Below are 23285 nucleotides of genomic sequence, written 5' to 3' on the forward strand. Positions count from 1 at the left end.
AAATCCAATACGGGGGCTGCAATTCCCGATTCACGGCTGTACCGCCTGCCCGGACATTTTCATGGCCAAGCATATCCACATTCTGACATCGAAAGGCGAGCGCTTGCAGCGCATACACCTGATGAATGTGCTGGCGGCGATCTGGCGCGAGACCGGCAGTTCGATATCTTTCGGTGAGCGCCCGCCGCCGCAGACGGACGTGGTGATTTCACATACGGATTATTCGGTCGTCGGGGATGACTTCTTCAGCAAGGTCGAAAGAGGACTGCCGGTGATCAACAGCAAGGCCCGCAATATCCTGAAGACAGCGGTCAGCCAGATGCTGATTACCCGCGACAGCACGTGGACCGGGCCGGTGATCGTCAAAACCAACGCCAATGCGCATGCCGGCGAAGAATATGCCTACCACCGGCTTGATGTGCCGAGGCTGTTGAAGATACTGGCAGGCAGGGTAATCCCGTGGCAGTGGACCGGGGATCTGCCGCTGCGCCAATATCCGATACTGGACAGCATTGATCAGGTGCCGGGCTGGGTATGGCAAGATGACCGGTTCGTCGTGGAAAGGTTCATGCCGGAACGCGATGGGGACCTGTATGTCCTGAGGCTATGGATGTTCTTCGGCAACAAGGAATACTGCATGCGGGTTTGCAGCGAGCTGCCGATCGTCAAGAGCCGAAAACTGGTGAGTGTCGACCTGGTCGACGATATACCCGAGCAGGTGCGCGAGATCCGCCGGACACTCGGCCTGGACTTCGGCAAGATCGATTTTGTGATGCATGACGGCAAGCCGCTGGTCTTTGACGTCAACAAGACACCGACCGTGTTCCTGAACAAATCGGGCCAGCCCGGCGCTTATGTGCGCGGCCTCGCCGACGGACTTGAAGGTCTGATCGCGTGAGTTTGCCTGTCAGGACACTGGATCAGCTGTATCCCGACGACTGCTTTTTCTGCGCACGAACGACGCGTGAAATGATGCGCTGGAACGTGAGAGACGTCGGCAAACTGCCTGCATACCGGCTGGACGCCACACCGGCCCAGCTGCTGGGGTTCGCCGGACAGATGCCGTTTGTCGCACACGAAGCGGCCAGCACCCCGGAGATCACGGATTTCATGGCATTGTGTGGTCTTCCCCGCCCGGGCCGCGTTTTCAGATACCGGACCGCGGCTGAAGCCGCCTCCCTGGCACTGGACCTGATCGGGCAGGGCGGGAAGATGGCCTACAATTTCGGTGTTCTGCCAGAACTGGAGGCTCCCGAAGGCCTGCAAACGCCGCTGAAGCAGTTCGCGCGCATGAATGACAAGGCAAACCTGCCGAGCCTTGTCGACCCGCAACACCTGCCGCAGCGCGCTGTGTACCCGGTCGGCGAACTTTCAGAACTCAGCTTAAAACCCTGGGCAGGCCCGGTCTTCGTGAAACTTGCAGGAGATGCGTCGGCCGGCGGCGGCGCGGCAGTCAGGTATTGTGCCGAACAATCAGACCTGGATGCCGTGGCGCTGGAATTCAGGCGACGCCTGACCTGTCACGATACGGTCGTTCTGGAGAAGGACTGCAGCGTCAAACAAAGCTGGTGTGTCGGGGTCTGTATTCTGGACGGCAAGGTGGAGAGCCTGGGGGCTTCGGTCCAGTTGTTCAGGGCACCGGCTCAGCAGACGGGCAATCTGCTTTTGCCGGACGACGTTCCTGCCGACATAACCCAACTTGCAGCGGATATTGCAACACGCGCGGGCCGGACCGGTTTCAGGGGAATTGCCGGGTTTGACATAGGCGAGGTGCCGGACCGGCAGCCGGTGGTTTTCGATCTCAACTTCCGGCCGAACAGTTCCACAGGGCTGCTGTTGGCAGGTCGTGCGGCGCAACGGCGGACCGGGCTCCCGGTGATGCAGAGTTTCTTTCTGCGCCACGACGGGCCATTGGCGGAGCTGCTTGATGCGGTGCAGGGCGAAGCAGCTGCCGGACGCATCATCCCCGGCAGTGTTTTCGATGCGGAAGCCTACAAAGCCACTGTAGACGATCCGGCAACACGTTCATGCCTGGACGGTTGGTTTCTGGCAGAAAGCAGTTCCGAAACCGCGCGGTGGCCGAGCGAGGTTGCACAGCGGCTGGCCCGAACCTGAACTGTCAACCCGGATCAGGTTGCCTGTTTCGCCTGATTGGCGGCCATGGTGCGAAAATGCTCGATGAGAGTGCCCGCAAAGTCCTTTGCCAGTAGTGATATCGGACGGTGGTTGGGCCGCAGGATGGCCAGATCGAAAACGATGTCCGGGTGAAACGGCTTGAATACGACACCGGCACTCTGTCCGCTGCGATAGAGCCTGTAACTTTCCGCTGTCACGGGATCGACCACGGCACAGGCCAGGCCGTTTTCCACGTAGGTCAACAGGGGAATGAAGTACTGGGTCGAGAATGCCACGTTCATGGACGTTGCGGTTGCGGCAAATGCGTCCTGCAACTGGATGCTGACGGGATGCTCGTCGATCAGTATTCCAATCGGCTCAGCATGCAGATGGTCGATGGTGATGACTTTGTGTGCGGCCAGCGGGCTTTGCGCCGGCACGGCGCACAGGCAGGAAAACTTCACCAGCTCGGAGTCGATCAGTCCGCTTTCCCGCGACAGGTTGGAATGATTGTCGCAAATGCCGACATCGTATTGCTGGGCAGCCAGCAACTGGATGACGGCCTCGGTCGAGCGCGACACGAGTGTCGTCTTGATGTCGGATTTGTTCTTGGCATATTTCGACACGATTTCCGGCAACACGAACACCGATGGGCCGGGCATGGAGGCAATGCGCAATTCTCCGCTTTCAAGCGCCCTGATGCGGCGCATGTTCTGGGTGATCGACTCGACCCGTTTCAGAAGCTCACCACATTCTTCGAACAGATACCTGGCTTCGGGAACCGCGTGCAGCCTGCCGCCCTTGCGATCGAACAGCTTCATGCCAAGGTCGTTTTCGAGGTTGGCGATGGTGGCGCTGATCGATGGCTGCGTCCGGTTGAGATTGCGCGCGGTCTGCGAAATCGAGCCGGTCAGCATCACCTCATGGAAGGCGCGCATCTGATTTAAATTCACGATACACCTACAAATTTTTTCTATGACTTTAAAGAAATTGAAAATTTGTGCAAATGAGTTGTACGGCGTAACCTTTGCTTCAAGGTTTCACAGGGAAGCCGGTTCAAGGGAGAAAAAGTATGAAGTTCCACAAGACACTTATGGCTGTCATGGCGGCCGGTACGCTATTGGCGGCCGGTATTGCGCATGCGCAGTCACCGCAGTTTTTCCGCATCGGTACAGGTGGTGCCGGTGGTACATATTTCCCCATCGGCGGCACAATCGCCAATGGTATTTCTGCCCCTCCAGGTGCGCGTGCCTGTGACAAGGGTGGTCAGTGCGGTGTGCCCGGCCTGATCGCCATTGCCCAGTCGACCACCGCGTCGGTGTTCAACAATGCCGCGGTGCAAAATGGCGAGCTGGAGGCAGGTCTTGCTGCTGCCGACGTCACCCGCTCGATGTATATGGGTGAAGGCAAATTTGAAGGTAAAGCCCATCCGAAACTGCGCATCATTGCCAACCTGTATCCGGAAGACCTTCATCTGGTGATGCCAAAGGGCGCCAAGATCAACAATCTCGGAGACCTGAAAGGCAAGCGCGTCGGCATCGCACAGGCCGGTTCCGGCACCCAGGTTGCCGTGCTCCAGATGCTGGATGCATGGGGCGTAAATCGTGACAATATGGAAGAAGCTGAACTGAACAACAGCCAGAGTGCGGAACGCCTGGCAGACGGTCAGCTTGATGCCTATTTCTATGCCGCCGGCTGGCCGGTCGCAGCCATGGTGCAACTGTCATCGACCAAGGGCATGAGCCTGCATTCATTCAGCGATGATGACCTGAAAAAGATCAATGGCATCATTCCGGCCTACATCCCGTCGAAAATCCCGGCAGGTGTTTATGAAGGTGTCGATGCTGAAACGCTGACACCGGCTGTAAGTGCGTTGCTGGTAGTGTCTTCAGACCAGTCCGAAGAACTCGTCTACGGCATCACCAAAGCCCTGTGGAACGACAATACCCGCAAACTGCTCGACAACGGTCATGCCAAGGGCAAGCAGATTACGTCGGAAACGGCTCTTGACGGTGTAGCTGCACTGGGTGTGCCGCTGCATCCTGGAGCTGAGAAGTTCTACAAGGAAGTCGGCCTGCTCAAGTAAGGCGGCTTTTCTCTAAAGCCTGGAACTGAAAAACGGCAGGCGACGCTTAAGTTAGCGTCGCCTGCCACCCAAAAGACCTGCGCAGGGGAGGCCATCATGAGCACATCAAACGATACTGATCGCGAATTGTCAGCCGAGGAGCTGGCGGCTATCGAGGAAAAGTATGACGAAGCGTCCCAGACGCGACAGGTTTCGCCGTCGGTGGGCAAGGTGCTCAAGGTGGTGGCTCTGGTTTTCGCGCTGTACCACTACCTGACCGCAGGCTTCGGCCTGCCGGCTGATCACTGGCACATGGGCTGGCACCTGACAGGCCTGTTCATTCTCACCTATGCCCTGTTCCCGATCTTCCGGACCAAAAGCCTGCTGGCCATGAAAGTCAGCCGGTTGCGGATCGGCAATATTCCGCTCTACGACCTGGTCTTCATGATTTTGGGCGTAGCAGCGTCGCTCTATGTCGGCGTGGCGTGGCGCGGCATTCCCGCGCTCGGCATCGAAGAACAGACCTTCAGGATGGGCAATCCCAACTCCTACGACATTTTCTTCGGCGTGATCATCATCGTGCTGGTGCTTGATCTGGCGCGGCGTACCCTGGGATGGGTGCTGCCGCTGATCATCTGCGTGTTCATATCCTATGCGCTGCTCGGGCCCTATTTCCCTGGAATCCTGCAGCATCCTGGGGTGAAGTTTAACACCTTCGTGTCCAGCATGTACTTCCCGCAGGAAGGCATCTTCGGGGTGACGCTGTGGGTCGTGTCGACCATCGTGTTTCATTTCGTGCTGTTCGGCGTGATTGCCCAGCGCACCGGTCTCGGTGCGCTGTTTATCGACAACGCCACGATCCTCGCCGGCCGCTATACGGGCGGCCCGGCCAAGGTGTCGGTGGTCTCGTCGGCGTTTTTCGGCACCATTTCAGGCTCATCGGTGGCCAATACGGTTTCCACCGGTGCGCTGACCATCCCCAATATGAAGCGGCTCGGATATCCGGCTCATTTTGCCGGCGGGGTCGAGGCGGCGGCATCGGCAGGCGGGCAGATTACCCCGCCGATCATGGGCGCTGCCGCCTTCATCATGGCGGAGTTCCTGGAACTTCCCTACACAACAATTGTGATTGCGGCGATCTTTCCCGCCATGCTGCATTATGTCGGGGTGTTCGCCGTGGTGCACCTGATGGCCCGCAAGCTGAACCTGCAGGGTTTGTCGAAAGACATGCTGCCCAAATTCGCCGAGGTCTGGCGTGATGGCTGGGCGAACATCATCCCGCTGGTCGGCCTGCTGATTGTCCTGTTCTCCGGCTACACGCCGTTCATGTCGGCGTTCTGCGGTATCTCGCTGTCGGTGATCGTCGGCATGGCACGTCACCGGGCGCCGGTCACGCTGGTGCTGCCGGCAGCGTTTATCGCCTTCGTGCTGTGGAAGTATTCAAACGGCGGCTTCGATCTGGTCATGAGCGCCATACTGATCACCATTTCGATCGTCGGGACCTTCAATCCACAGCCGCGGGTGATGATCCCTGAAATGAGTGAATCGGTGCAGCTCGGGGTGAAATATGCCCTGGCGGTTGGTGCCGCCTCCGCCGCGGTCGGTATTGTCGTAGGTGTCATCAACACCACCGGTATCGGGTTCCGCATTGGTTTCATGGTCACCCAGGGCGCCGGCGCAATGGCATCAAGCCTTTATGACCTGATTACAGTCGGTGGACTGGAACTGTTCGCGGTCACTGACCTGCAGTTGTTCCTGTCGCTGGTGTTCGTCGCCGTCGCCTGCATTTTGATGGGGGCGGGGATTCCGACCACCGCACTGTACATCATGCTGGTGTCGGTAGCACAGCCGGCGCTGGCGCAACTTGGTGTTCCGCCGATCGCCAGTCACATGTTCGTCCTGTACTACGGCGTGGTGTCGGAGATCACCCCACCGGTGTGCACCTCTGCCTACGCGGCTGCCGCGATAGCCAACGCCAACCCGTTCCGGACCGGCATTTCCGCGTTCACGCTCGGGCTTGGCAAAGTGGTGGCGCCGATGGCGTTCGTCTATGCCCCGGTCTTGCTGATTGTCTCATCGACCGGCTTTGACCTCCTGACCTTCAGCTACACGGCAACCAGTTGTATCCTCGGCGTCCTGTTCCTGTCGGCGGCGGTTGTCGGTTTCTTCCTGACGCCAATGAGCGTGCCGGAGCGCCTGCTGTTTGCACTGTCGGGTGTGGTGATGATCGCTCCGAGCTTCCAGGCCGATTTGGTGGCGTTGGCCATCGCCGCGCCGACGCTGATCATTCAGATAACCAAGCGCCGCAATGTGCAGGCGCCGGCCGAGGCTGGATAGTCCGGTGGGCAGGAGAACTGCGGCAAGCGGAGAGGTTACCATACTCGGGGCTGGCATTGTCGGCGTATGCTGTGCGCTGAGCCTGCAGGAGAAGGGCTATGCGGTCACGCTGATTGACCGCCAGCCGCCGGGCGAGGCGGCGAGTTATGGCAATGCGGGTGTGATCTCACCCTGGTCATGTGTGCCGCAGTGCATGCCGGGCACCGCGCGGCAGATTCCCGGCTGGCTTTTGAGTGCCGACGGTCCGGTCAGTATCCGCTGGCGCGACCTGCTCACCACAATACCCTGGGCGTTGCGTTTCCTGGCCAATACGCGGGCTTCGAAGGTTGAGGAGATTTCCCGGGCGATGGCCGGGCTGGTGCATGACAATGTCGACATCTACCGCCGCTTCCTGAACGGCACCGGACATGAAAACCTGCTGCGTGACAGCTGGTACGTCAATGTGTTTTGCGGCAAGGCCAATCCGGCGCTGAGCGACCTTGCGTGGAAGTTGCGTACCGAAAAAGGTGCGCCGGTCGAGATCGTCAAAGGCGGGCAGATCCGGGACATCGAGCCCGCCATCAGTGAAGACTATCATACGGCGGTGATTATCAAGGATCAGGCACGCGCGGCAGCTCCCGGCAGGCTGTGCAAGGTTCTGGCCGACAAGGCGCGTGCCCAGGGTGCACGGTTTGTGCAAGCTGAAGTGCGGGGTATCGAGAAGGCTCCGGAGGGAGGTTTTGTTCTGGTGACGCCGGAAGACAGGCTCCCGGCGCCGCGCCTGGTTCTTGCAGCAGGTATCTGGTCGGCGGACCTGCTCAAGTCTTTGGGCGTCAAACTGCCACTGATCTCGGAGCGTGGCTACCACCTGGAATTTTCAGATCCGGGCGTATCACTCAACCACTCGGTGGCGGATGTGCAGGGCAGGTTCGTGGTCAGCAGCATGGAAGGCGGGTTGCGATCAGCCGGTACGGCGGAATTTGCGCATCACAGCGCCCCGCCGCGTTACCAGCGGGCCGACATGCTGGGTCCGCAAACACGGAGGTTGCTGCCGGCGCTCAATATTGAACCCAATGAGCGGTGGATGGGCGTACGCCCTTCGTTTCCGGACAACCTGCCGGCGATCGGCGAACTGCGGGGTCATGCCGGATTGTTCGCCGCTTTCGGACACAGCCACTACGGCCTGGGCATGGCGCCTGTGACCGGCAGGCTGATTGCCGGCATGATCGACGGGTCGTCCAGCAATGCGGAAACTTCAGCCTATGCACCGGACCGGTTTGGCTGACAGTTGCCCTGTGCGGGCAGGCTGTGACAAAAGGGGCTTGTCTTCGAGCAAGCGATCAATCCCGGAACACAACAGACATGACATATTCCCTGTATTACGCTGAAAACAGTGCCGCCATGGGCGTGCGCGTTTTGCTCGAGGAAATGCGCCAGCCATACGATCTCATTGGAACAAGCATTGACATGGATACACCGCGGCCGCCGGAACTGCTGGCTCTCAATCCCAATGGCTGGATACCGGTACTGATAAGCGACGGTGCCGCAATCTACGAATGCGGCGCGATTACCACCTGGCTTTGTGACCGCCATCCGGACGCCGGCCTCGCGCCTGGCGTTGACGATCCGGCGCGCGGACGTTTCCTGCAATGGCTGTTCTTCTTTTCCAGCTCAGTGCAGAACGCCTACCAGATGAGTTATTACTCTGACCGGTTTTGTGACACAGCTGCGGATGAGGCCAGCGTGAAACGCCGTTCGATCACCCGATTGCGCGAACTCTGGCGGGTGGTTGACGATGCCATTGGCGACAATGACTGGATGCTCGGCGAAGACCTCAGTGCTGCAGACATCTACCTGTTCATGCTGACCACGTGGCTGTCACCGGCACATGAGCATCCCCGTGTCGAGGAATTTGCAAATGTGCACCGGATCGCCAGCACAGTTTCGAAACGGCCCAGCGTTCAACTTGTGTACGGCACAGACCCGGCCTGAGCCCCCGTCGCCGGGGCATGCTGGGTTCAATCCTGAAACGACAGCTGGACCTTCATGGCACGCGAACGGTCATTGGCCAGGTCGAACGCCTCTACCGCATCGGAAAGCGGCAGTGTAGCGGAGATCAGTGGCTTTACATCCACCGCTCCTGAACTGATCAACTGCACGGCTAAAGAAAACTCCTCGTGGAAGCGGAAACTGCCGACAAGTTGCAATTCCTTGGCGACCACCATGTTCATCGGCACGCTCATATCGCCGCCCAGGCCCAGCTGCACAATGGTGCCGCGCGGATGTACCACTGTCAGACCTGAGTGCAGGGCCTGTTCACTGCCGGAGGCTTCGATGCAGGTGTCGAAGTATCCCTTGTCTGCTGTGAACTGCGCCAGCGCGTCCGGCCCGCCCGACACGTTGACTGTCTTGTCAGCCCCGAGCCGGGCGGCAAATTCAAGCGCCTGATCGGTCAGGTCACACACGACTATTTCGGTGGCGCCTGCCTGTCTGGCGGCCAGGATACACAGCGCGCCGATCGGTCCGCAGCCGGTTATCAGGACACGGGCGCCTGCAATCCCGCCCGCCTGTTTTACCGCGTGCAGGCAAACGCTGAGCGGCTCCGCCATGGCAGCCTCGCCGGCGCTCACACCGGGCCCGGCAATCTCGCATTGGGCCTCATCGACCAGCAATTGCTGGCGGAATGCGCCCTGGATGTGGGGAAACGGCATGGCGGATCCGTAAAACCGCATGTTCAGGCAGTGATTGAAATGACCCTTGTCGCAGTACCCGCAATCCCCGCATGGCCTGCTGGGATTGACGGCGATCAGGTCGCCTTGCTTCACCTTGCTGACACCAGGCCCGACAGCGTCCACATGACCGGAAACTTCATGACCCAGCACCATTGGTTCGCGCAGCCGGACAGGGCCGAAACCACCGTGATTGTAATAGTGCAGGTCGGAGCCGCAAATGCCGCCTGCCGCCATGGCAATGCGCACCTGGCCCTGGCCCGGCACGCCTGCCTCGGCCTCTTCTATTCTCAGGTCCCTGGCGGAATGAATTGTGAGTGTTTGCACTTGGGCGCGGCCTCCGGGGTTGCCGTGCCTGTGCACAGCAGTCATTAGTAAGTCTCATGCAAGTCTAAGGGGCACAGCAGATGAATGTACAAGACCTTTTTGGCCTTTCCGGCAAACGGGCACTGATAACCGGCTCCAGCAAGGGGATCGGGTATGCCCTGGCCAGAGGTCTGTCAGGCGCAGGCGCGGAAATCGTCATCAACGGGCGAAATGCTGAAACACTGGATCAGGCTGCCGCAGCGCTTCGGGAAACCGGCGCAACTGTCTCGACAGCGGTGTTTGATGTCACCGTTCCTGATGCAGTCAGGGCCGGGGTCGAAAAGATCGAGGCGGAGACCGGCGCGATAGACATTCTTATCAACAATGCCGGCATGCAGCACCGCACCCCGCTGGAAGAGTTTCCCGATGATGCCTGGGACACGCTCATGCGCACCAACCTGAACTCGGTGTTCAATGTCGGCAAGGCGGTCGCCAGGCACATGATTGAGCGCAAACAGGGCAAGATCATCAATATCTGCTCAGTGCAGACCGCGCTGGCGCGGCCCGGCATTGCGCCTTACGTGGCATCGAAAGGCGCGGTTGCAAACCTCACCAAGGGCATGTGCACGGACTGGGCCAAGCACGGCCTGCAGGTGAACGGTCTGGCGCCGGGGTATTTTGAAACCGAGCTTACCGAAGCGCTGGTCGCGGATGAGGAGTTTTCCGCCTGGCTGTCAAACCGCACGCCTGCCGGGCGCTGGGGCAAGGTCGATGAACTGGTGGGTGCGGCGGTGTTCCTGTCGTCGGGGTCAGCGAGTTTCGTGAACGGTCATATTCTGTATGTGGATGGCGGCATAACCGCCTGCCTTTAGTCTTCAGGGCGCAGGGCCGCCAACTTTCGCAGAGCTGACTGTTTGTCGACCGCGATGCCGGTATAGGCTTCGAAACTGCCGATGGCCATGTGACAGAACAGGTCAAAGCCGGTCAGGCACTCAAGGCCCGCGGCATGGCAGGTTTTCAGGAACGTTGTGTTGGTCGGTGTGTAGACGGCATCGAATGCCCAGCTCTGTGGTCCTATGTGATCCGGCTGAAACGCCATGCCGGGTGCGTGTTCCATGCCAAGCGCAGTTGCATTGATGAGCCCGTCGGCAGTGCTGACCGCCGAGTTGGCCTTGGTCGGTGAAATGGCCTGCGCAGGGTGCCCGCATTCATCTGCAAGCTGTTGTGCCTTGCCGGGCTCAATATCCCAGATCGAGATGCCGGTTGCGCCGAGGTCTGCCAGCGCAAACGCCAGGGCGCGCGCAACGCCGCCGGCACCGGCCAAGGCAACCTTGCCGGGCGACGTATTGCCCATGCCGGTGTGCCAGGCAGATACAAAGCCGGTAAAGTCAGTGTTGTGGCCCCGCAAGGGCGGCCCGAAGACCAGTGTATTGCTAGCGCCCAGCCGAGCGATTTCCGGGCACAGGCTTTCACCGGCGTACCGGGCGGCGTTCGTCTTGTGCGGATGGGTAACAGTGACGCCGGACCAGTCGCGGATCTTCAGATCGTCTACGGTCGCATCGAAGTCAAAACCGGCAACGCCGTCGGTATCAATCAGTTCGAACTGCAGCCGGATGCCGGCTTCATCGCACAACAATCCCAGCGCGCGGGGCAGGCGGGTTTTCTGAATATGAGAGCCGATCAGGCCGGCGGTCAGTGTGTCCATGGAGCGGTCGTCACATGACCGTGTCGAATGCGCGCTTGTGCGCTGTCGACTGTATTTCGTAGATGGACCCGGTTTTTGCCGGCTGCGGTTGGGGGATGCGGACCGGCACGTCGGCAAGCCTGGGCGTTATGGTGCCGGACCCGCACAGCAGCTTCTCGTCGTACTCGGCCAGCGACGGCCACGGCGTCATGGCACCCATGACCGGATAGGCGTCTGCCGCCATGATTTCATACAACAACAGCATCCTGTCGCGATCCGAGCGGTTGAGATCGGAGCCATGTACCGTGCGCGCGTGATGGATCGACATGGAACCGCGCGGCCCGGTCAGCTTGACCGCGTCTTTCAGGTCGAGGCCGGATTTTGCAAGGTCCATGGCACCTGCAAAGACGCCATTTGAGTGATGGTCGAATACCTCTCCCTGATGGGTCCCCGGGAACACCATCAGCGGACCATTATCCGGGCCAACGTCGTTGAGTACGATGCCCACTGCCAGCACATCGTCATTGGTGTGCGGGTAGAAGGCCCAGTCCTGGTGCCATTCAACGGCTGCGCCATATTCGGCCGATTTCATGTTCAGCTTGGATGTGTGCAGGCGCAGGTTCTGACCAATGAGGTCGCGGACCGGCGCCAGCACATGGTCTGATCGCATCAGGCCGGCAAACACGTCTGAGATTGTGTGCGGCAGCTTGATCCGGCGCAATCTGGGATTGTCTTGCGTATGGGTGTCTTCAAGGTCGAGCCGGTCGTTTGATGCATCCAGATGGCTTGCCTCTTCGCGGAAATTTTCGATTTCGGCGATGCACTTTTCGATCTCGGCCTCGGGAATCCTTGACTCCAGCATCAGGTAACCGTTGTCGCGGTAAAACTGCACCTGGGTTTTGTTCAGAGTTTCCATGACATCACTTTCTCTCACCTTACGAGACGCTGATTTTGCTCAAACCCTTCCAGTCAAATTCCATGCCGTGTCCCACCCGTTCTGGTGCAATGGCAAATCCATCCTCGATCACCAGCGGATGGGCAAGGTATTCGTCCAGTCCAAACCCGTGTGCTTCAAGATAGGAGCGGTTTGGCGCCGCCGCCATGAGATGTACCGTAACATCATGGGCACCGTGCGACGTGACCGGCAGGTTGAACGCCTCGGCCAGGTGCGCAATCTTCATGAAGCTGGTGATGCCGCCGCAATTGGTGACGTCAGGTTCGGGATAGGTAACGCCGCCGGAGGCAATCAGGTGGCGGAAATCCCAGACGGTGCGCAGGTTTTCACCCGCCGCAATGGGCAACCCGCCTTCGCGCACCACGCGGGCGTGACCTGCAACATCGTCGGGTGAGATGGGTTCTTCCAGCCAGACCGGATGATAGGGTTCAAAGGCACGCGCCGCCCGGATGGCCTGGTCAACGCTCCACTTCATGTTGGCGTCGACCATGAGCGGGAATTCTTCGCCGAGGAAGTCACGCATGGCGGCAATCTTGGCGACGTCCTCGCTCAGCTTTTCACGCCCCACCTTCATCTTGATGGCGCGGAAACCCTTGGCCAGATTGCCTTCGGTCTGCCGGATCAATTCATCCGCGGTAAGCTCAAGATCGATGCCGCCTGCGTAGCACGGCACCTTCGGATCGTTGCCACCGAGCAGACGCCACAAGGGAAGGCGCGCGCGTTTTGCCTTTAAGTCCCACAACGCCATGTCGAGCGCGGAAATGGCCAGCACGGTAGGCCCGCCACGTCCGCCATAGTGAAGGTCCCACCACAACTTGTTCCACAGGTGCTCGATACGGTCCGGGTCTTCGCCGGTTACCAGGCCGGCAATTTCTCGCCGCAGGATGTCGGCGATGGCGCCGCCATTACGCCCGCAGGTGAACGTGTAGCCGACGCCTTCCGCGCCATCGGCGGATGACAACCTGACGGTGACGATTTCAAAGCCGTGCATTTCGCCGTGCATGCTGTCGGTCAGCACCTGATCAAGCTTGATCAGGTAGTGACCGGTTTCCATTGCACTGATTGACGTTGGTTCCAACAATATCTCCGAACGGCTAAGCGGTTTACAGGAACACCGTGGTAATTTCCGGGACCAGCAGGATGATCATCAAAATGAATATCTGCATGACGATGAACGGCAGGAAGCCACGGAAAATGTCCGGCAGCGTGATATGCGGCGGCGCCACGGACTTGAGATAGAACGCGGCCGGGCCGAAGGGTGGTGACAGGAAACTGACCTGCATGTTGACGCAGAACAATATGCCGAACCAGACGCGCACCATGGTACTGGAGTCCAGCCCTCCGGTCAGGCCGAGTTCTTCAATCGGCAGTTTCAGGACGATGGGCAGGAACACCGGCATCACCAGCAGCACGATGCCGGTCCAGTCCATGAACGCGCCGAGGAACAGGAAGATCACCATCATGACCAGCAGTACGCCCATGGTTGGAAGGTCATAACCGACAATCAGGTTGGCGACATAGGTCGGCCCGCCGGCAATGGTGTAGGCGCCGGCAAGTGCGGTGGCGCCAAACGTTACCCAGATGATGGTGCCGGTGGACTTGAAGGTGCGCATGGAGGCTTCGCGCAACAGGTTGATCGAGAACTCTCCGCGGATCCAGATCAGGAACAGGACAGCAAGCGCGCCCATGGCGGCCGCTTCGGTAATACCGGTTATGCCGCCATAGATCGACCCGAGCACGACAAAGACAACCATCATGGGAGCGACCATGCCCTTGCCCTTTTCCCAGGCGGTTTTTGCGACATTGATGCCCACGACGAAGTAGATGAATCCAGCGGAGACAAGAGTGATGGCGAGATACTGATAAAGGGTGGCGTTGTCGATCAGGCGGGTGTTGCCGTCGATCATCTTCTCGTTGAACTGGCTGCCGATGGTCAGGTACAGCCATCTTGCCACGATCAGGGCAGAACCGACACCGGCCAGCAGAAACAAAAGTGAACTGCCATAAAGCGCTTTTTCCTTGCCGGTCATGTCATCGGGGGAGGGGTCGGGCAACGGGGCCAGCTCCGGGTTCATGCGGGTGCGCACCAGAATGTAGATGATGTAACACCCGGCCAGCATGAAACCGGGCAGGAAGGCCGCCTTGAACAGGGCGTGGATCGAGGTTTCGGTGATCAGGCCATAGAAGATCAGAACAATTGACGGAGGGATCATGGTGCCGAGCGAGCCGGATGCGCAGATGGTCCCGATGGCGAGGTTTTGGTTGTAGCCCAGGCGAAGCATCTGCGGCAGCGCTATCAGGCCGAGCAGGACAACCTCGCCACCGATAATGCCGGACATTGCCGCCATGACGATGGCCATGATGGCGGTCACAACTGCGATACCGCCACGGGTGCGTGACATCCACTGGCTGAGGCACGAGTACATGTCCTTGGCGATGCCGGAGCGCTCCAGCAGGGTCGCCATAAATATGAACAAGGGTACCGAAACCAGCACATAATTGGTCGTGATGCCGTACAATCGCTGTGCCAGGATGTTCATCGGCCCGCTGCCGAAATTGCCGGTCAGTATGCCGGAGCCGAAGCTGAACGGATCGGTTATCAGGGTCGGTTCGAATTTCAATACCATGACCACGACGGCCAGAAAGCCGGAGGCAAAACCCAGCGGCATGCCGATGGCCAGCAGGAACAGCATGCCCAGCAGCAGAATCAGCGAGATTGTCCCGATATCCATGAATAAAGCGCCCCTAGTCTTTCGGCTTCGGTGGGTTACCGGACAGTATCTCGTCGGGCAGATTCACCTTTTTGAGTTGAGCTGCTTCCTCGGCAACTTCATCCAGTTCCACATGCGGAACCGGCGTCTTGTTGAAATCGCGAAACAGTCCGAGCCACACGATGACCACGGACATGAACAGGAATACTGCAATACCGAACTGCCATTTCAGCGGCACGACATGCCCTTCGGGCGGATCTATGAACAGGTTGTAGGCAGCTGTCAGCGCAAGTCCGGTTATCAGGACGGTTACGAAAATATCAAAAGACTTGCGCACCCAGGCGGCCGAGGGCCAGTCCCGGATGAGGTTGGAACAGGCCTGCAGCGCCAAGAACAGCAGCATGGTGAGTACCAGCGGCTTGATGGTTGCCGGGATCGGCGGGTCGTAGGCGGTGCCGAAGGTTTCCCAGCGCAGGAACTTGGCTTTCGATTCACCGAACCCGCCCCACACGACCGCAAATGCAAAGACCGATACGCAAACGGTTGACAGAACGTCAAATGCCCGGCGCAGCCAGAGCGGCGCCATGTCGTAAATGATGAAGATGCGGATGTGGCTGCGTTGCTGCATGGCATACAGGCCGGCAGACAGGTAGATACCGCCGGCGACCCACAGCGACATCTCGTTCACCCACAGCGTGGCGGCGGCAAAGAAATAGCGCATGACCACTTCGTACAGGATGATGAGAACGATGAAGAACGGAGCCCACATGGCGATGCGGCTGAAACTCCAGGTGAGCAGGTCCAGCGGACCTGTCCGTTCATGTTCGATCATTTGCCCAAACTCCCATCAACCCCGAATTTCCCCTTTCAAACCACCAGCGCCAAGCAATCGGCAATGGTGGTTGGAAAGATGAAATTGAGGCGGCTCCCAAGAGGAGCCGCCCCGCGGTGTTTCAGGTTACTTGGCCAGGCCGAGCTGGCGCAGGTATTTCAGGTGCGCTTCAACCAGGTCCTTGGCTTCCGGCGTGGTCGCAAACTCGGGCCAGGTTGCCTGGGCCGCATCACGGAACTTCTGCAGTTCCTCCGGTGCCCACTGCGACAGCGTAACGCCCTTTTCCTTAAGGCTTGCTGCTGCTTCGGCATTCTTCTTTTCGAATGTCAGGGCAGTGCGCAGCGCCAGTGCTTCCATGCCTACTTTCATGATGCGCTGGTGGTGTGCCGGCATGGCGTCGAACTTGGCCTTGTTGCAGGCCAGGTGATCCGACGGCATGGAGTGGAAGCCGGGGTAGTTGGCGTACTTCACGATATCATACAGACCAAGGCCGACATTGTTGGCGAGACCGGATGCATCCGCGCCGTCAATGATGCCTGATTCAAGGGCGGTAAAGATTTCAGTGAAGTCCATCACGATGGGCTTGGCACCGAGCTTTTCAAAAATCTTGGTTTCCATGCCGGGAGGTGAGCGGAATTTCCAGTCCTTGAAGTCGGATACCTGGGTGATCGGCTTGCCGGACGCAAATGACTCCTGCCCGTAAACCCACCAGCCGATCAGCTCCATGTCGAACTTGTTGTACAGCTTCTGCGCAGCGTCCAGGCCGCCGCCATAATACAGCCAGGACAGCTGCTGGTAGGGGGTTTCGTAGCCACCCATGATGTCGCCGACAAACTGGAATGCCGGGTTCTTACCGGTCTGGTAGGAACCGCCGGTCATGTCGCAATCAAGGATACCCGTTGCTGCAGCATCGAAGGTTTCAACCGATTTGACGACAGAAGACGAATAGAACATCTCGATCTGGATTTCGCCGTTCGACATCTTCTGGACATCGTCAACATATTGGGCCGCAAGCTTGCCCGATGGTGTCTCAGGCGCATAGTGCGTCTGGATACGCAGTTTGGTTTCCGCTGCGCTGGCAACAGCACTGAGACCGGTGGCCAGCAGGGCCGCTGTGGCGACGCCGGCAAGGGCTTTTTTCATCAACATAAGTACTTCCTCCATGTGTATGGCCGCCCCTCTGGCTGGCCATCTTGATTGTGCGTGATTTCAGATCTTTGATGCCTGAACGCCGAAGTTGACCGGCTAGGCCGGTTCCCTCTTGATTTCAACGATAGGGTGCATAGCGGGGGCTGGCAATATAGGATTGTCAGACAATCTGATGGTTTTTCGATAATTGCATTCCGGCGGCAACCCAACTAATCTTTCATTGTTGCGGACATGGTTGGCGCATGTGCACAGTTAGCCGTAGTGGAAATTGTCTGACAATATGAACCAATCCAAGCAATATCAATCACTTGTTCAGCGCACAGAAGTAAAGCGCCTGTATGCGGTCGTGGCGCGCCAAATTGCGGCTTTCGTGGCGGAGCAGGACATGAAGCCCGGTGACCGCCTGCCATCCGAACACAAGCTCGCGCAACAGTTCAACGTGTCGCGTGCCACCGTGCGCGAGGCGATTGTGGCGCTGGAAGTCTTCGGGCTGGTTGATGTGAGGGTGAACTGCGGTGCAGTCATACTGGACCCCCATGCGTCAATGACCCTTGATCACAGCGGCATGTTGAGCGCCGGGGTGGCCGGTGAGGGGCTGGAAGAAGTTGCCCGGTTCAGGATCCTGCTGGAAACCGATGGTGCCCGAAAATCCATCGCCAATGGCGGTGTGGACTGGGAAAGCGCCCTGGTCGCGGCCCATCATCGCCTGGCGCATATCGAATTCAGAATGAAATCCGGCTCGGTGACAAACTACGAGCTCTGGCGCCAGTGTGACTGGGAGTTTCACGAAGCGCTGGTTTCCGGTTGCGGCTCAAAGCTGCACACGAAGCTTCACAAGGCGGCTTTCGACCAATTCAGAAAAGTGGTCGCGCTGGAATACCGCGCAGTGGGGTTCAGGGGCTTGCGCATCATCGAAGAGCATAAGGCGATACTCGATGCCGCCCTGGCCAGGGACGGAGATGGCTGTGCCACGGCCCTTGAGCGGCACATAACAGCATTCTTCAGGGCGGCAAACCGGGCTGCGCCGGCAAAACAGGTGGCAGCATCATGAAACTGGCGATCATCGGCTTAGGCGTCATGGGCCGCAACCTTGCCCTGAATTTTCGCGATGCCGGCCACCAGTGCGTTGTCTGGGATCCGTGGCCGCAGGCGCGCAGCTGGAGTGTCGAGGGGGTTGAGGTGTGCGACACAATGGAAATGCTGGTGAACAGCCTGCCGGTTCCCAGCATTGTCTTGCTGATGGTCAAGTCGGGCCGCCCGGTTGTCGAATTGACCGAGCAATTGACCGGGTTGCTGGAAAAAGGTGACGTCATCATTGACGGCGGAAATTCAAACTACCTGGACACCGAGACCAATGTCCTGGCGTGCCGCGAACACGGCATCAATTTCGCGGGTCTTGGCGTATCGGGCGGCGCCGAAGGAGCGCGCAGCGGACCATCCATGATGTTAGGGTGCGCTGCTGAAATGCGCATCATGCTGGAACCGCTGCTGGCCAATGTGGCAGCCAGGCATGACGGGAATTCTTGTCTGGGCTGGTTTGGGGAAGGCGGAGCAGGACACTTCGTCAAGATGGTTCACAACGGTATCGAATACGCCATCATGCAGGCGATTGCCGAAAGCTGGCAATTGCTTGAACTGTCCGGTCTGACAACCTTTGCCGCCGGCCGACAACTTGAGATCTGGTCCCGCGGACCCCTTGCCGGATACCTGATGGAGATTTCCGGCGACGTCCTGCAAGCCAATGACATTGCCTCCGGGAGCCTGCTGGTTGATCTCGTGGATGATGCCGCAGGACAGAAGGGAACCGGAGGCTGGTGTATCAGTGAAGCCGTCAACCTTGGTGTGCCGGTGCCGTCGATCATGGCGGCTGTCACCATGCGCCAGGTTTCGTCGCATGAAGTGTTGCGGGTTCTTCCCCAGGACAGGCCGGAAACCGATGCCGGGATCACGACGGAAGCTGTTCATGACGCACTGGTGTGCGCCGTGGCGCTGGCCCTGGCCCAGGGTGCACACCTGCTTACTGTGGCAAGCCAGGAGTATGACTGGAAGGTACAGCTTTCCGAGGCTGCACGGGTGTGGCGGCAGGGCTCGATCCTGCGCATGGCCATGCTGGACAAGTTTGCTGATCCTGCGGCCCTGTTTGATACGGCATCGGAGCAATCCAGCGGACTGCGCCGGTCCGTGGCTGCAGCCTCGGCAGCGGCCGTGCCGGTACCGGTAATGTCCGCCAGCCTTGCGTATCTGGATTCCTGCGCCGCCGACCAGCTGCCGACGGCCCTGGTGCAGTTGCAGCGCGACAGGTTCGGCGCACACGGCCTCAAACACCGGGAAACCGGAGAACCCTTTCACGGGCCCTGGCACGAGGGCGAAACATGATCGTGGTGGTGATGGGCGTATGCGGTTGCGGCAAGACCACAATTGGCCGCATGCTGGCCGCAAGGCTTGATGCCGCTTTCATTGAAGGTGACGAGCTGCATCCCGCCGGCAACAAGGAAAAGATGGCCGCCGGTGTTCCGCTCAACGATGAGGATCGCGAACCGTGGCTTGATGCCATTGCAGTGCAGGCGGCGCAGGTCTCATCCGGTGTGCCGTGTGTCGTAGTGTCATGTTCCGCATTGAAGCGGGTCTACCGGGACAGGCTGCGCAACGGCGGCGGGGACCTGAAACTGGTGCACCTGACCGGCAGCAGATCGCTGCTCGAGACGCGTATGAGCGAACGGCGTGGCCACTTCATGCCGGCAGGCCTGCTGGACAGCCAGCTTGCCACCCTTGAGGTGCCCGAGGCGGATGAAGCGGCCGTCAACCTGGATATCGCCGAACAGCCGGACGCCATCGTCGGGCGCGCGCTTGCATTCCTGAAATTTTCTGCATCTTCAAATTCAAACAAGCAAAAGGAAACTCAATCATGAGCACCAAACCACGTGTCGGATTTATCGGCGTCGGCCTGATGGGCCACGGCATGGCCAAGAATATCCTGGCATCCGGCTACAAGCTGACCATCATGGGACACAAGAACCGCAAGCCGGTTACCGACCTGGTCAAACGCGGCGCCAAGGAAGCAAAGAACGCCGCCGCGCTGGCCAAGGCCAGCGATGTCATTTTTCTGTGCGTTTCATCATCGGCACAGGTCGAGGAACTGGTTCGCGGCAAGTCCGGCATTGCGGCGGGCGCTGCCAAGGGAACCATAGTTGTCGATACCTCGACATCCGACCCAACATCGACGCTGGAGCTGGCGGGGGAGCTGAAGGCAGTTGGTGTCAAGCTGATCGACGCCCCGCTCGGGCGCACGCCGAAGGAAGCCGAGGAAGGCCGCCTGAACACATTCGTCGGGTCCGATGCCAAGACCCTCAAGGAGCTTCGCCCGCTGATCGAGACATGGGCTGAAAACATCATTCATGTCGGTCCGCTTGGTAACGGTCACAAGATCAAGCTGATCAACAACTTCATTGCCATGTCGTATTCGGCTGTGTGGGCTGAAGCCTATACGGCGTGCACCAAGACCGGTGTTGACCAAAAGACGCTGTACGACGTGGTGAAGGCCGGCGGCATGTACTGCGGCAACTTCGAGAACATGAGCAAGTGGGTTATCGGCCGCGACCCCAAGGCGCATGAATTCGCCATTCGCAACTGCCTCAAGGACCAGCGCTATTTCAACAACATGATCGAGGCATCGGGCATGGCAGCCATGGTCGCGCCGGCGGTGAAACAGTCCTATGCGATGGCGGTCGCCAAGGGCGACGGTGAACGTCATATGCCGATGATGTCGGATGTGGTTGGCGAACTGAACGGCATCAAGTTCGACAAATAGCAACCAACGACAGCGGCTGGCTGGTCCTAGACCAGCCGGTCGCGCGGCTCAGAACCGGCAAAGAAGGCGTCCAGATTGTCCAGCGCCCTGAACCCCATGGCATCGCGGGTTTCCCGGGTCGCGCTGCCGATATGCGGCAGCATGAAAATGTTGGCATGGTTTGCAAAGGCAGGATTGCCGCCGGGCTCGTTCACGAAACAGTCCAGCCCGGCTGCTGCAATGTGGCCTGACCTGATGGCTGCCACCAGATCGGCCTCGACAATCAGTGCGCCGCGCGCGGTGTTCACGACAATAGCACCTGCCGGCAGCAGGGCAAGGCGGTCTGCGTTCATCAACCCGGTGGTTTCCGGCGTTGCAGGACAGTGCAGCGATACAAAATCCGACACCGGCAACAGGGTCTCGACTGTCGGATGATATGTGGCCCCGTGTTCCAGTTCGGACGGGAGCTGCGAGCGATTGTGGTAATGGACTTCCATGCCGAAGCCGCGGCAACGCTGCGCCATCACCTGACCGACACGTCCCATGCCGATGATGCCGACGCGCTTGCCGGTCACCTGGGTGCCGACCATGAAGGACGGGCTCCATGACTTCCAGCTGCCCGTGCGCACCATGTGGTCGCCTTCCGGGGCGCGGCGCGCAGCCCCCAGCATCAGCAACATGGCGATCTCGGCGGTGGCATCAGACAACACGTCCGGCGTGTTGGTGACGACGATGCCTTTCTGCCTGAACGCGTCGAGGTCGCAATGATCCACACCCACGGAATGATTGGCGATGATCTTGGTGCGCTCAGAGAGCCTGGCCACCACATCGGCGGTAAACAGCTCTGAATGGCACGGCAGGATCGCATCTGCGCGCGCGCTCATGGCGACGATATCGTCGGCGCTGGAAATCACATCGTCATCATTGAGGATGACGTCATAGTCGCGCGCGGCACGGGCCTGGGTGTTGTCGGATAGTTTTCTGGAAATCCAGACAGTCGGTTTGGACATGGATGTTTCAATTCACTGGATGCGAGGAGATGTCGGTCAGCGCTTGCGGATGCATTCATCCCAGTAGTCGTAAGCCACCATGGACAGCACCGAGATGGCGATTACCAGGAACGGCAGGCCGCCCCAGAACCCGGCAAAGCCGGTTGAAATACTGTGTGCCAGCCCGAGAATGAAAGTGAACAGCAGGCCCAGGCCGACAAGGCCGGTGATTTTTCTGATATTCTTCATGTCCATCTTTGTCTTACTCCGTGCCGCATCTGCCGAGATGCTTGTTCATTCACTTGCCGCCAGCGAACCGACCAGCCATTGCGCGGTGGTCATGAGGCGATCATCCTGTTCACCGGAGCCTATCAGCTGCACGCCAATGGGCAAACCGGCAGAGCCGGACAGTAAGGGCAGGTTCAGGGCCGGCAGGCCTGCTGTCGTCCACACCGTACAAAACACCGGATCGCCGGTGCCGTCGGTTTTCAATGGTGCTTCACCGGACGCAGACGGTGCGATAATGCCATCATAGTCATGGAAGAATTCTTCGAAAAAGGTTTCCGCGCCGGCGACCATGGACAGGGCTTCGGCGTACTGCGCGTCCGAATATGCCCGGCCGCGTTCCACGACGGGTTTCAGCGTATCGCTGATCATATCCCAGTGCCGGTCGAAGTCATCGGCAAGGTGGCGGGCGATTTCATACTCGTGGACGGTTTTCTGGTGGTCCACCAGGGTGGCGACGGATTTGGGTGACTGTATCCGTTCGACCCGGTCGCCGAGTGCAGTCATTATCTCTTCCAGGCCGCTGCGAGCGTCATCGGTGAGGCGGTCGTGATAGGGCATGTCAAGCCATACCAGGTCAGGTTCGACCAGCGGCTGGCGGTTGAGGCCAGACGCGGCAGACGGCAAGGGACGCGGCAAGCCCGCCGGGTCGCGCGGATCATAACCGGCCAACGCATCTGCCAGCAGGCAGACGTCTTCCAGCGAACGGCCGAACACGCCGACCTGATCGAGGGTGACGGACGTTTGCAGCACGCCGGTGCGGGAGATCATGCCGCGGGTCGGCTTGAATCCGAAAATACCACAGAACGAGGCGGGCCTAATGGTGGAGCCGTTGGTTTGACTGCCGATGGCCAGCGGTACATGGCCTGCGGCAACGGCGGCGGCTGACCCGCTGGACGAGCCGCCGGGCGTGTGGGCATTGTTGTGCGGGTTTGAGGTATCGGCCGGGTTGAGGAAGGCGAATTCGGTGGTGACCGTCTTGCCCATGATAACCGCGCCTGCCTCACGCAGTTTTGCGGTCACCGCACAATCGATTTCAGCGATGGTTCCCTTTCGGGCCGGGCTGCCGCATTCGGTAGGTAAGCCGTTGACATCGAATATGTCTTTCAGCCCGACAGGCACGCCGTGCAGCAACCCGAGTGTGCGGCCCTTGCGGCGCAGGTCGTCCAGTTCGCGGGCTTGGGCCAGGGCGCCCTCGGCATCGAGATGCGCCCATGCGCCAATACCGGCGTCGGTTTCGGTGATCCGTTCCAGGCAGGCCTCGACCAGTTGCTGCGAGGTGATAAGGCCTTCGGCGATCTGCCGCCTGGCTTCACTGGCTGTCAGTTGACACAACATATCCTGCTTCAAGGCCTTTCAGGC

The 23285-nt window shown here is 59.4% G+C and carries 22 protein-coding genes; 11 read left to right on the forward strand and 11 right to left on the reverse strand.

The window, feature by feature from the left end; all coding sequences use genetic code 11:
• Positions 1 to 61 precede the first annotated feature (61 nt).
• Both DHN55_RS07220 and DHN55_RS07225 read left to right on the forward strand, forming a co-directional pair.
• Positions 62 to 898 carry a hypothetical protein gene (locus DHN55_RS07220; RefSeq protein ID WP_108880647.1) on the forward strand — a complete coding sequence of 279 codons (837 nt, stop codon included), beginning with the start codon at positions 62 to 64 and terminating at the stop codon, positions 896 to 898.
• Entirely contained in the window at positions 895 to 2115 is a 1221-nt protein-coding gene (locus tag DHN55_RS07225; protein WP_337660015.1) for a hypothetical protein, read from the forward strand. Before DHN55_RS07220 ends, DHN55_RS07225 begins: the two co-directional genes overlap by 4 nt.
• Before the next feature lie 14 nt (positions 2116 to 2129).
• Here DHN55_RS07225 and DHN55_RS07230 read toward each other — a convergent pair whose 3' ends face one another.
• Positions 2130 to 3068, reverse strand: a complete 939-nt coding sequence (locus tag DHN55_RS07230) for a LysR family transcriptional regulator (protein ID WP_337660016.1) — start codon at positions 3066 to 3068, stop codon at positions 2130 to 2132.
• A gap of 119 nt (positions 3069 to 3187) precedes the next feature.
• Here DHN55_RS07230 and DHN55_RS07235 point away from each other — a divergent pair, with 119 nt between their 5' ends.
• From DHN55_RS07235 to DHN55_RS07250, 4 genes are all read left to right on the forward strand, one after another.
• A complete protein-coding gene (locus DHN55_RS07235; RefSeq protein WP_337660017.1) occupies positions 3188 to 4201 on the forward strand; it encodes a TAXI family TRAP transporter solute-binding subunit in 1014 nt (337 codons plus the stop codon).
• Between the two features lie 96 nt (positions 4202 to 4297).
• The gene (locus tag DHN55_RS07240; RefSeq protein ID WP_108880650.1) at positions 4298 to 6517 is read left to right on the forward strand and encodes a TRAP transporter fused permease subunit; all 2220 of its coding nucleotides are present in this window, start codon (positions 4298 to 4300) and stop codon (positions 6515 to 6517) included.
• 4 nt (positions 6518 to 6521) lie between these two features.
• Positions 6522 to 7781, forward strand: a complete 1260-nt coding sequence (locus DHN55_RS07245) for an NAD(P)/FAD-dependent oxidoreductase (protein WP_337660018.1) — start codon at positions 6522 to 6524, stop codon at positions 7779 to 7781.
• Between the two features lie 77 nt (positions 7782 to 7858).
• Positions 7859 to 8488: a glutathione S-transferase N-terminal domain-containing protein gene (locus tag DHN55_RS07250; protein ID WP_108880652.1), complete on the forward strand. Its 630-nt coding sequence runs from the start codon at positions 7859 to 7861 to the stop codon at positions 8486 to 8488.
• Between the two features lie 26 nt (positions 8489 to 8514).
• On the opposite strand, the gene DHN55_RS07255 is transcribed toward DHN55_RS07250, so the two are convergent.
• Positions 8515 to 9552, reverse strand: coding sequence for an alcohol dehydrogenase catalytic domain-containing protein (locus DHN55_RS07255; protein WP_108881763.1), 1038 nt, complete (start codon positions 9550 to 9552; stop codon positions 8515 to 8517).
• Between the two features lie 80 nt (positions 9553 to 9632).
• Between DHN55_RS07255 and DHN55_RS07260 the strand changes: the two genes are divergently transcribed.
• Positions 9633 to 10403 (forward strand): SDR family oxidoreductase, encoded by a 771-nt coding sequence (locus tag DHN55_RS07260; RefSeq protein ID WP_108880653.1) that lies wholly within the window; start codon positions 9633 to 9635, stop codon positions 10401 to 10403.
• Here DHN55_RS07260 and DHN55_RS07265 read toward each other — a convergent pair.
• The 6 genes from DHN55_RS07265 to DHN55_RS07290 form a co-directional block, all read right to left on the reverse strand.
• A complete protein-coding gene (locus tag DHN55_RS07265) occupies positions 10400 to 11236 on the reverse strand; it encodes a shikimate dehydrogenase (RefSeq protein ID WP_108880654.1) in 837 nt (278 codons plus the stop codon). The two genes, DHN55_RS07260 and DHN55_RS07265, sit on opposite strands and share 4 nt — an antisense overlap.
• Positions 11237 to 11246: 10 nt before the next feature.
• Positions 11247 to 12131: a phytanoyl-CoA dioxygenase family protein gene (locus tag DHN55_RS07270; RefSeq protein ID WP_108881764.1), complete on the reverse strand. Its 885-nt coding sequence runs from the start codon at positions 12129 to 12131 to the stop codon at positions 11247 to 11249.
• A 19-nt stretch (positions 12132 to 12150) separates the two neighbouring features.
• A complete protein-coding gene (locus DHN55_RS07275) occupies positions 12151 to 13224 on the reverse strand; it encodes an enolase C-terminal domain-like protein (RefSeq protein ID WP_108880655.1) in 1074 nt (357 codons plus the stop codon).
• Positions 13225 to 13273: 49 nt separating this feature from the next.
• A complete protein-coding gene (locus tag DHN55_RS07280; RefSeq protein ID WP_108880656.1) occupies positions 13274 to 14902 on the reverse strand; it encodes a TRAP transporter large permease subunit in 1629 nt (542 codons plus the stop codon).
• A gap of 13 nt (positions 14903 to 14915) precedes the next feature.
• A complete protein-coding gene (locus tag DHN55_RS07285; protein ID WP_108880657.1) occupies positions 14916 to 15713 on the reverse strand; it encodes a TRAP transporter small permease subunit in 798 nt (265 codons plus the stop codon).
• 126 nt (positions 15714 to 15839) lie between these two features.
• Entirely contained in the window at positions 15840 to 16862 is a 1023-nt protein-coding gene (locus DHN55_RS07290; RefSeq protein ID WP_337660019.1) for a TRAP transporter substrate-binding protein, read from the reverse strand.
• 280 nt (positions 16863 to 17142) lie between these two features.
• Here DHN55_RS07290 and DHN55_RS07295 point away from each other — a divergent pair, with 280 nt between their 5' ends.
• From DHN55_RS07295 to DHN55_RS07310, 4 genes are read left to right on the forward strand one after another with little or no spacing between them, the layout of a single operon-like run.
• Positions 17143 to 17913: an FCD domain-containing protein gene (locus tag DHN55_RS07295; RefSeq protein WP_108880658.1), complete on the forward strand. Its 771-nt coding sequence runs from the start codon at positions 17143 to 17145 to the stop codon at positions 17911 to 17913.
• Positions 17910 to 19238: an NADP-dependent phosphogluconate dehydrogenase gene (gene gndA / locus DHN55_RS07300; protein ID WP_108880659.1), complete on the forward strand. Its 1329-nt coding sequence runs from the start codon at positions 17910 to 17912 to the stop codon at positions 19236 to 19238. Before DHN55_RS07295 ends, gndA begins: the two co-directional genes overlap by 4 nt.
• On the forward strand, positions 19235 to 19771 hold the full coding sequence (locus DHN55_RS07305) for a gluconokinase, GntK/IdnK-type (RefSeq protein WP_108880660.1): 537 nt from the start codon (positions 19235 to 19237) through the stop codon (positions 19769 to 19771). The genes gndA and DHN55_RS07305 overlap by 4 nt, the downstream gene beginning before the upstream one ends.
• Complete coding sequence (locus DHN55_RS07310) at positions 19768 to 20670, forward strand: NAD(P)-binding domain-containing protein (protein WP_108880661.1); 903 nt, start codon at positions 19768 to 19770, stop codon at positions 20668 to 20670. Before DHN55_RS07305 ends, DHN55_RS07310 begins: the two co-directional genes overlap by 4 nt.
• Before the next feature lie 26 nt (positions 20671 to 20696).
• Here DHN55_RS07310 and DHN55_RS07315 read toward each other — a convergent pair whose 3' ends face one another.
• Genes DHN55_RS07315 through DHN55_RS07325 form a run of 3 tightly spaced genes read right to left on the reverse strand, consistent with a single transcriptional unit; the run spans position 20697 to position 23261 of the window.
• Entirely contained in the window at positions 20697 to 21659 is a 963-nt protein-coding gene (locus DHN55_RS07315; protein ID WP_108880662.1) for an NAD(P)-dependent oxidoreductase, read from the reverse strand.
• A gap of 36 nt (positions 21660 to 21695) precedes the next feature.
• On the reverse strand, positions 21696 to 21887 hold the full coding sequence (locus tag DHN55_RS07320; protein ID WP_108881766.1) for a hypothetical protein: 192 nt from the start codon (positions 21885 to 21887) through the stop codon (positions 21696 to 21698).
• A 45-nt stretch (positions 21888 to 21932) separates the two neighbouring features.
• Positions 21933 to 23261 (reverse strand): amidase family protein, encoded by a 1329-nt coding sequence (locus DHN55_RS07325; RefSeq protein WP_108880663.1) that lies wholly within the window; start codon positions 23259 to 23261, stop codon positions 21933 to 21935.
• Positions 23262 to 23285: the final 24 nt, after the last annotated feature.

The sequence above is a fragment of the Anderseniella sp. Alg231-50 genome, assembly GCF_900149695.1.
Classification (GTDB): Bacteria; Pseudomonadota; Alphaproteobacteria; order Rhizobiales; family Aestuariivirgaceae; genus Anderseniella.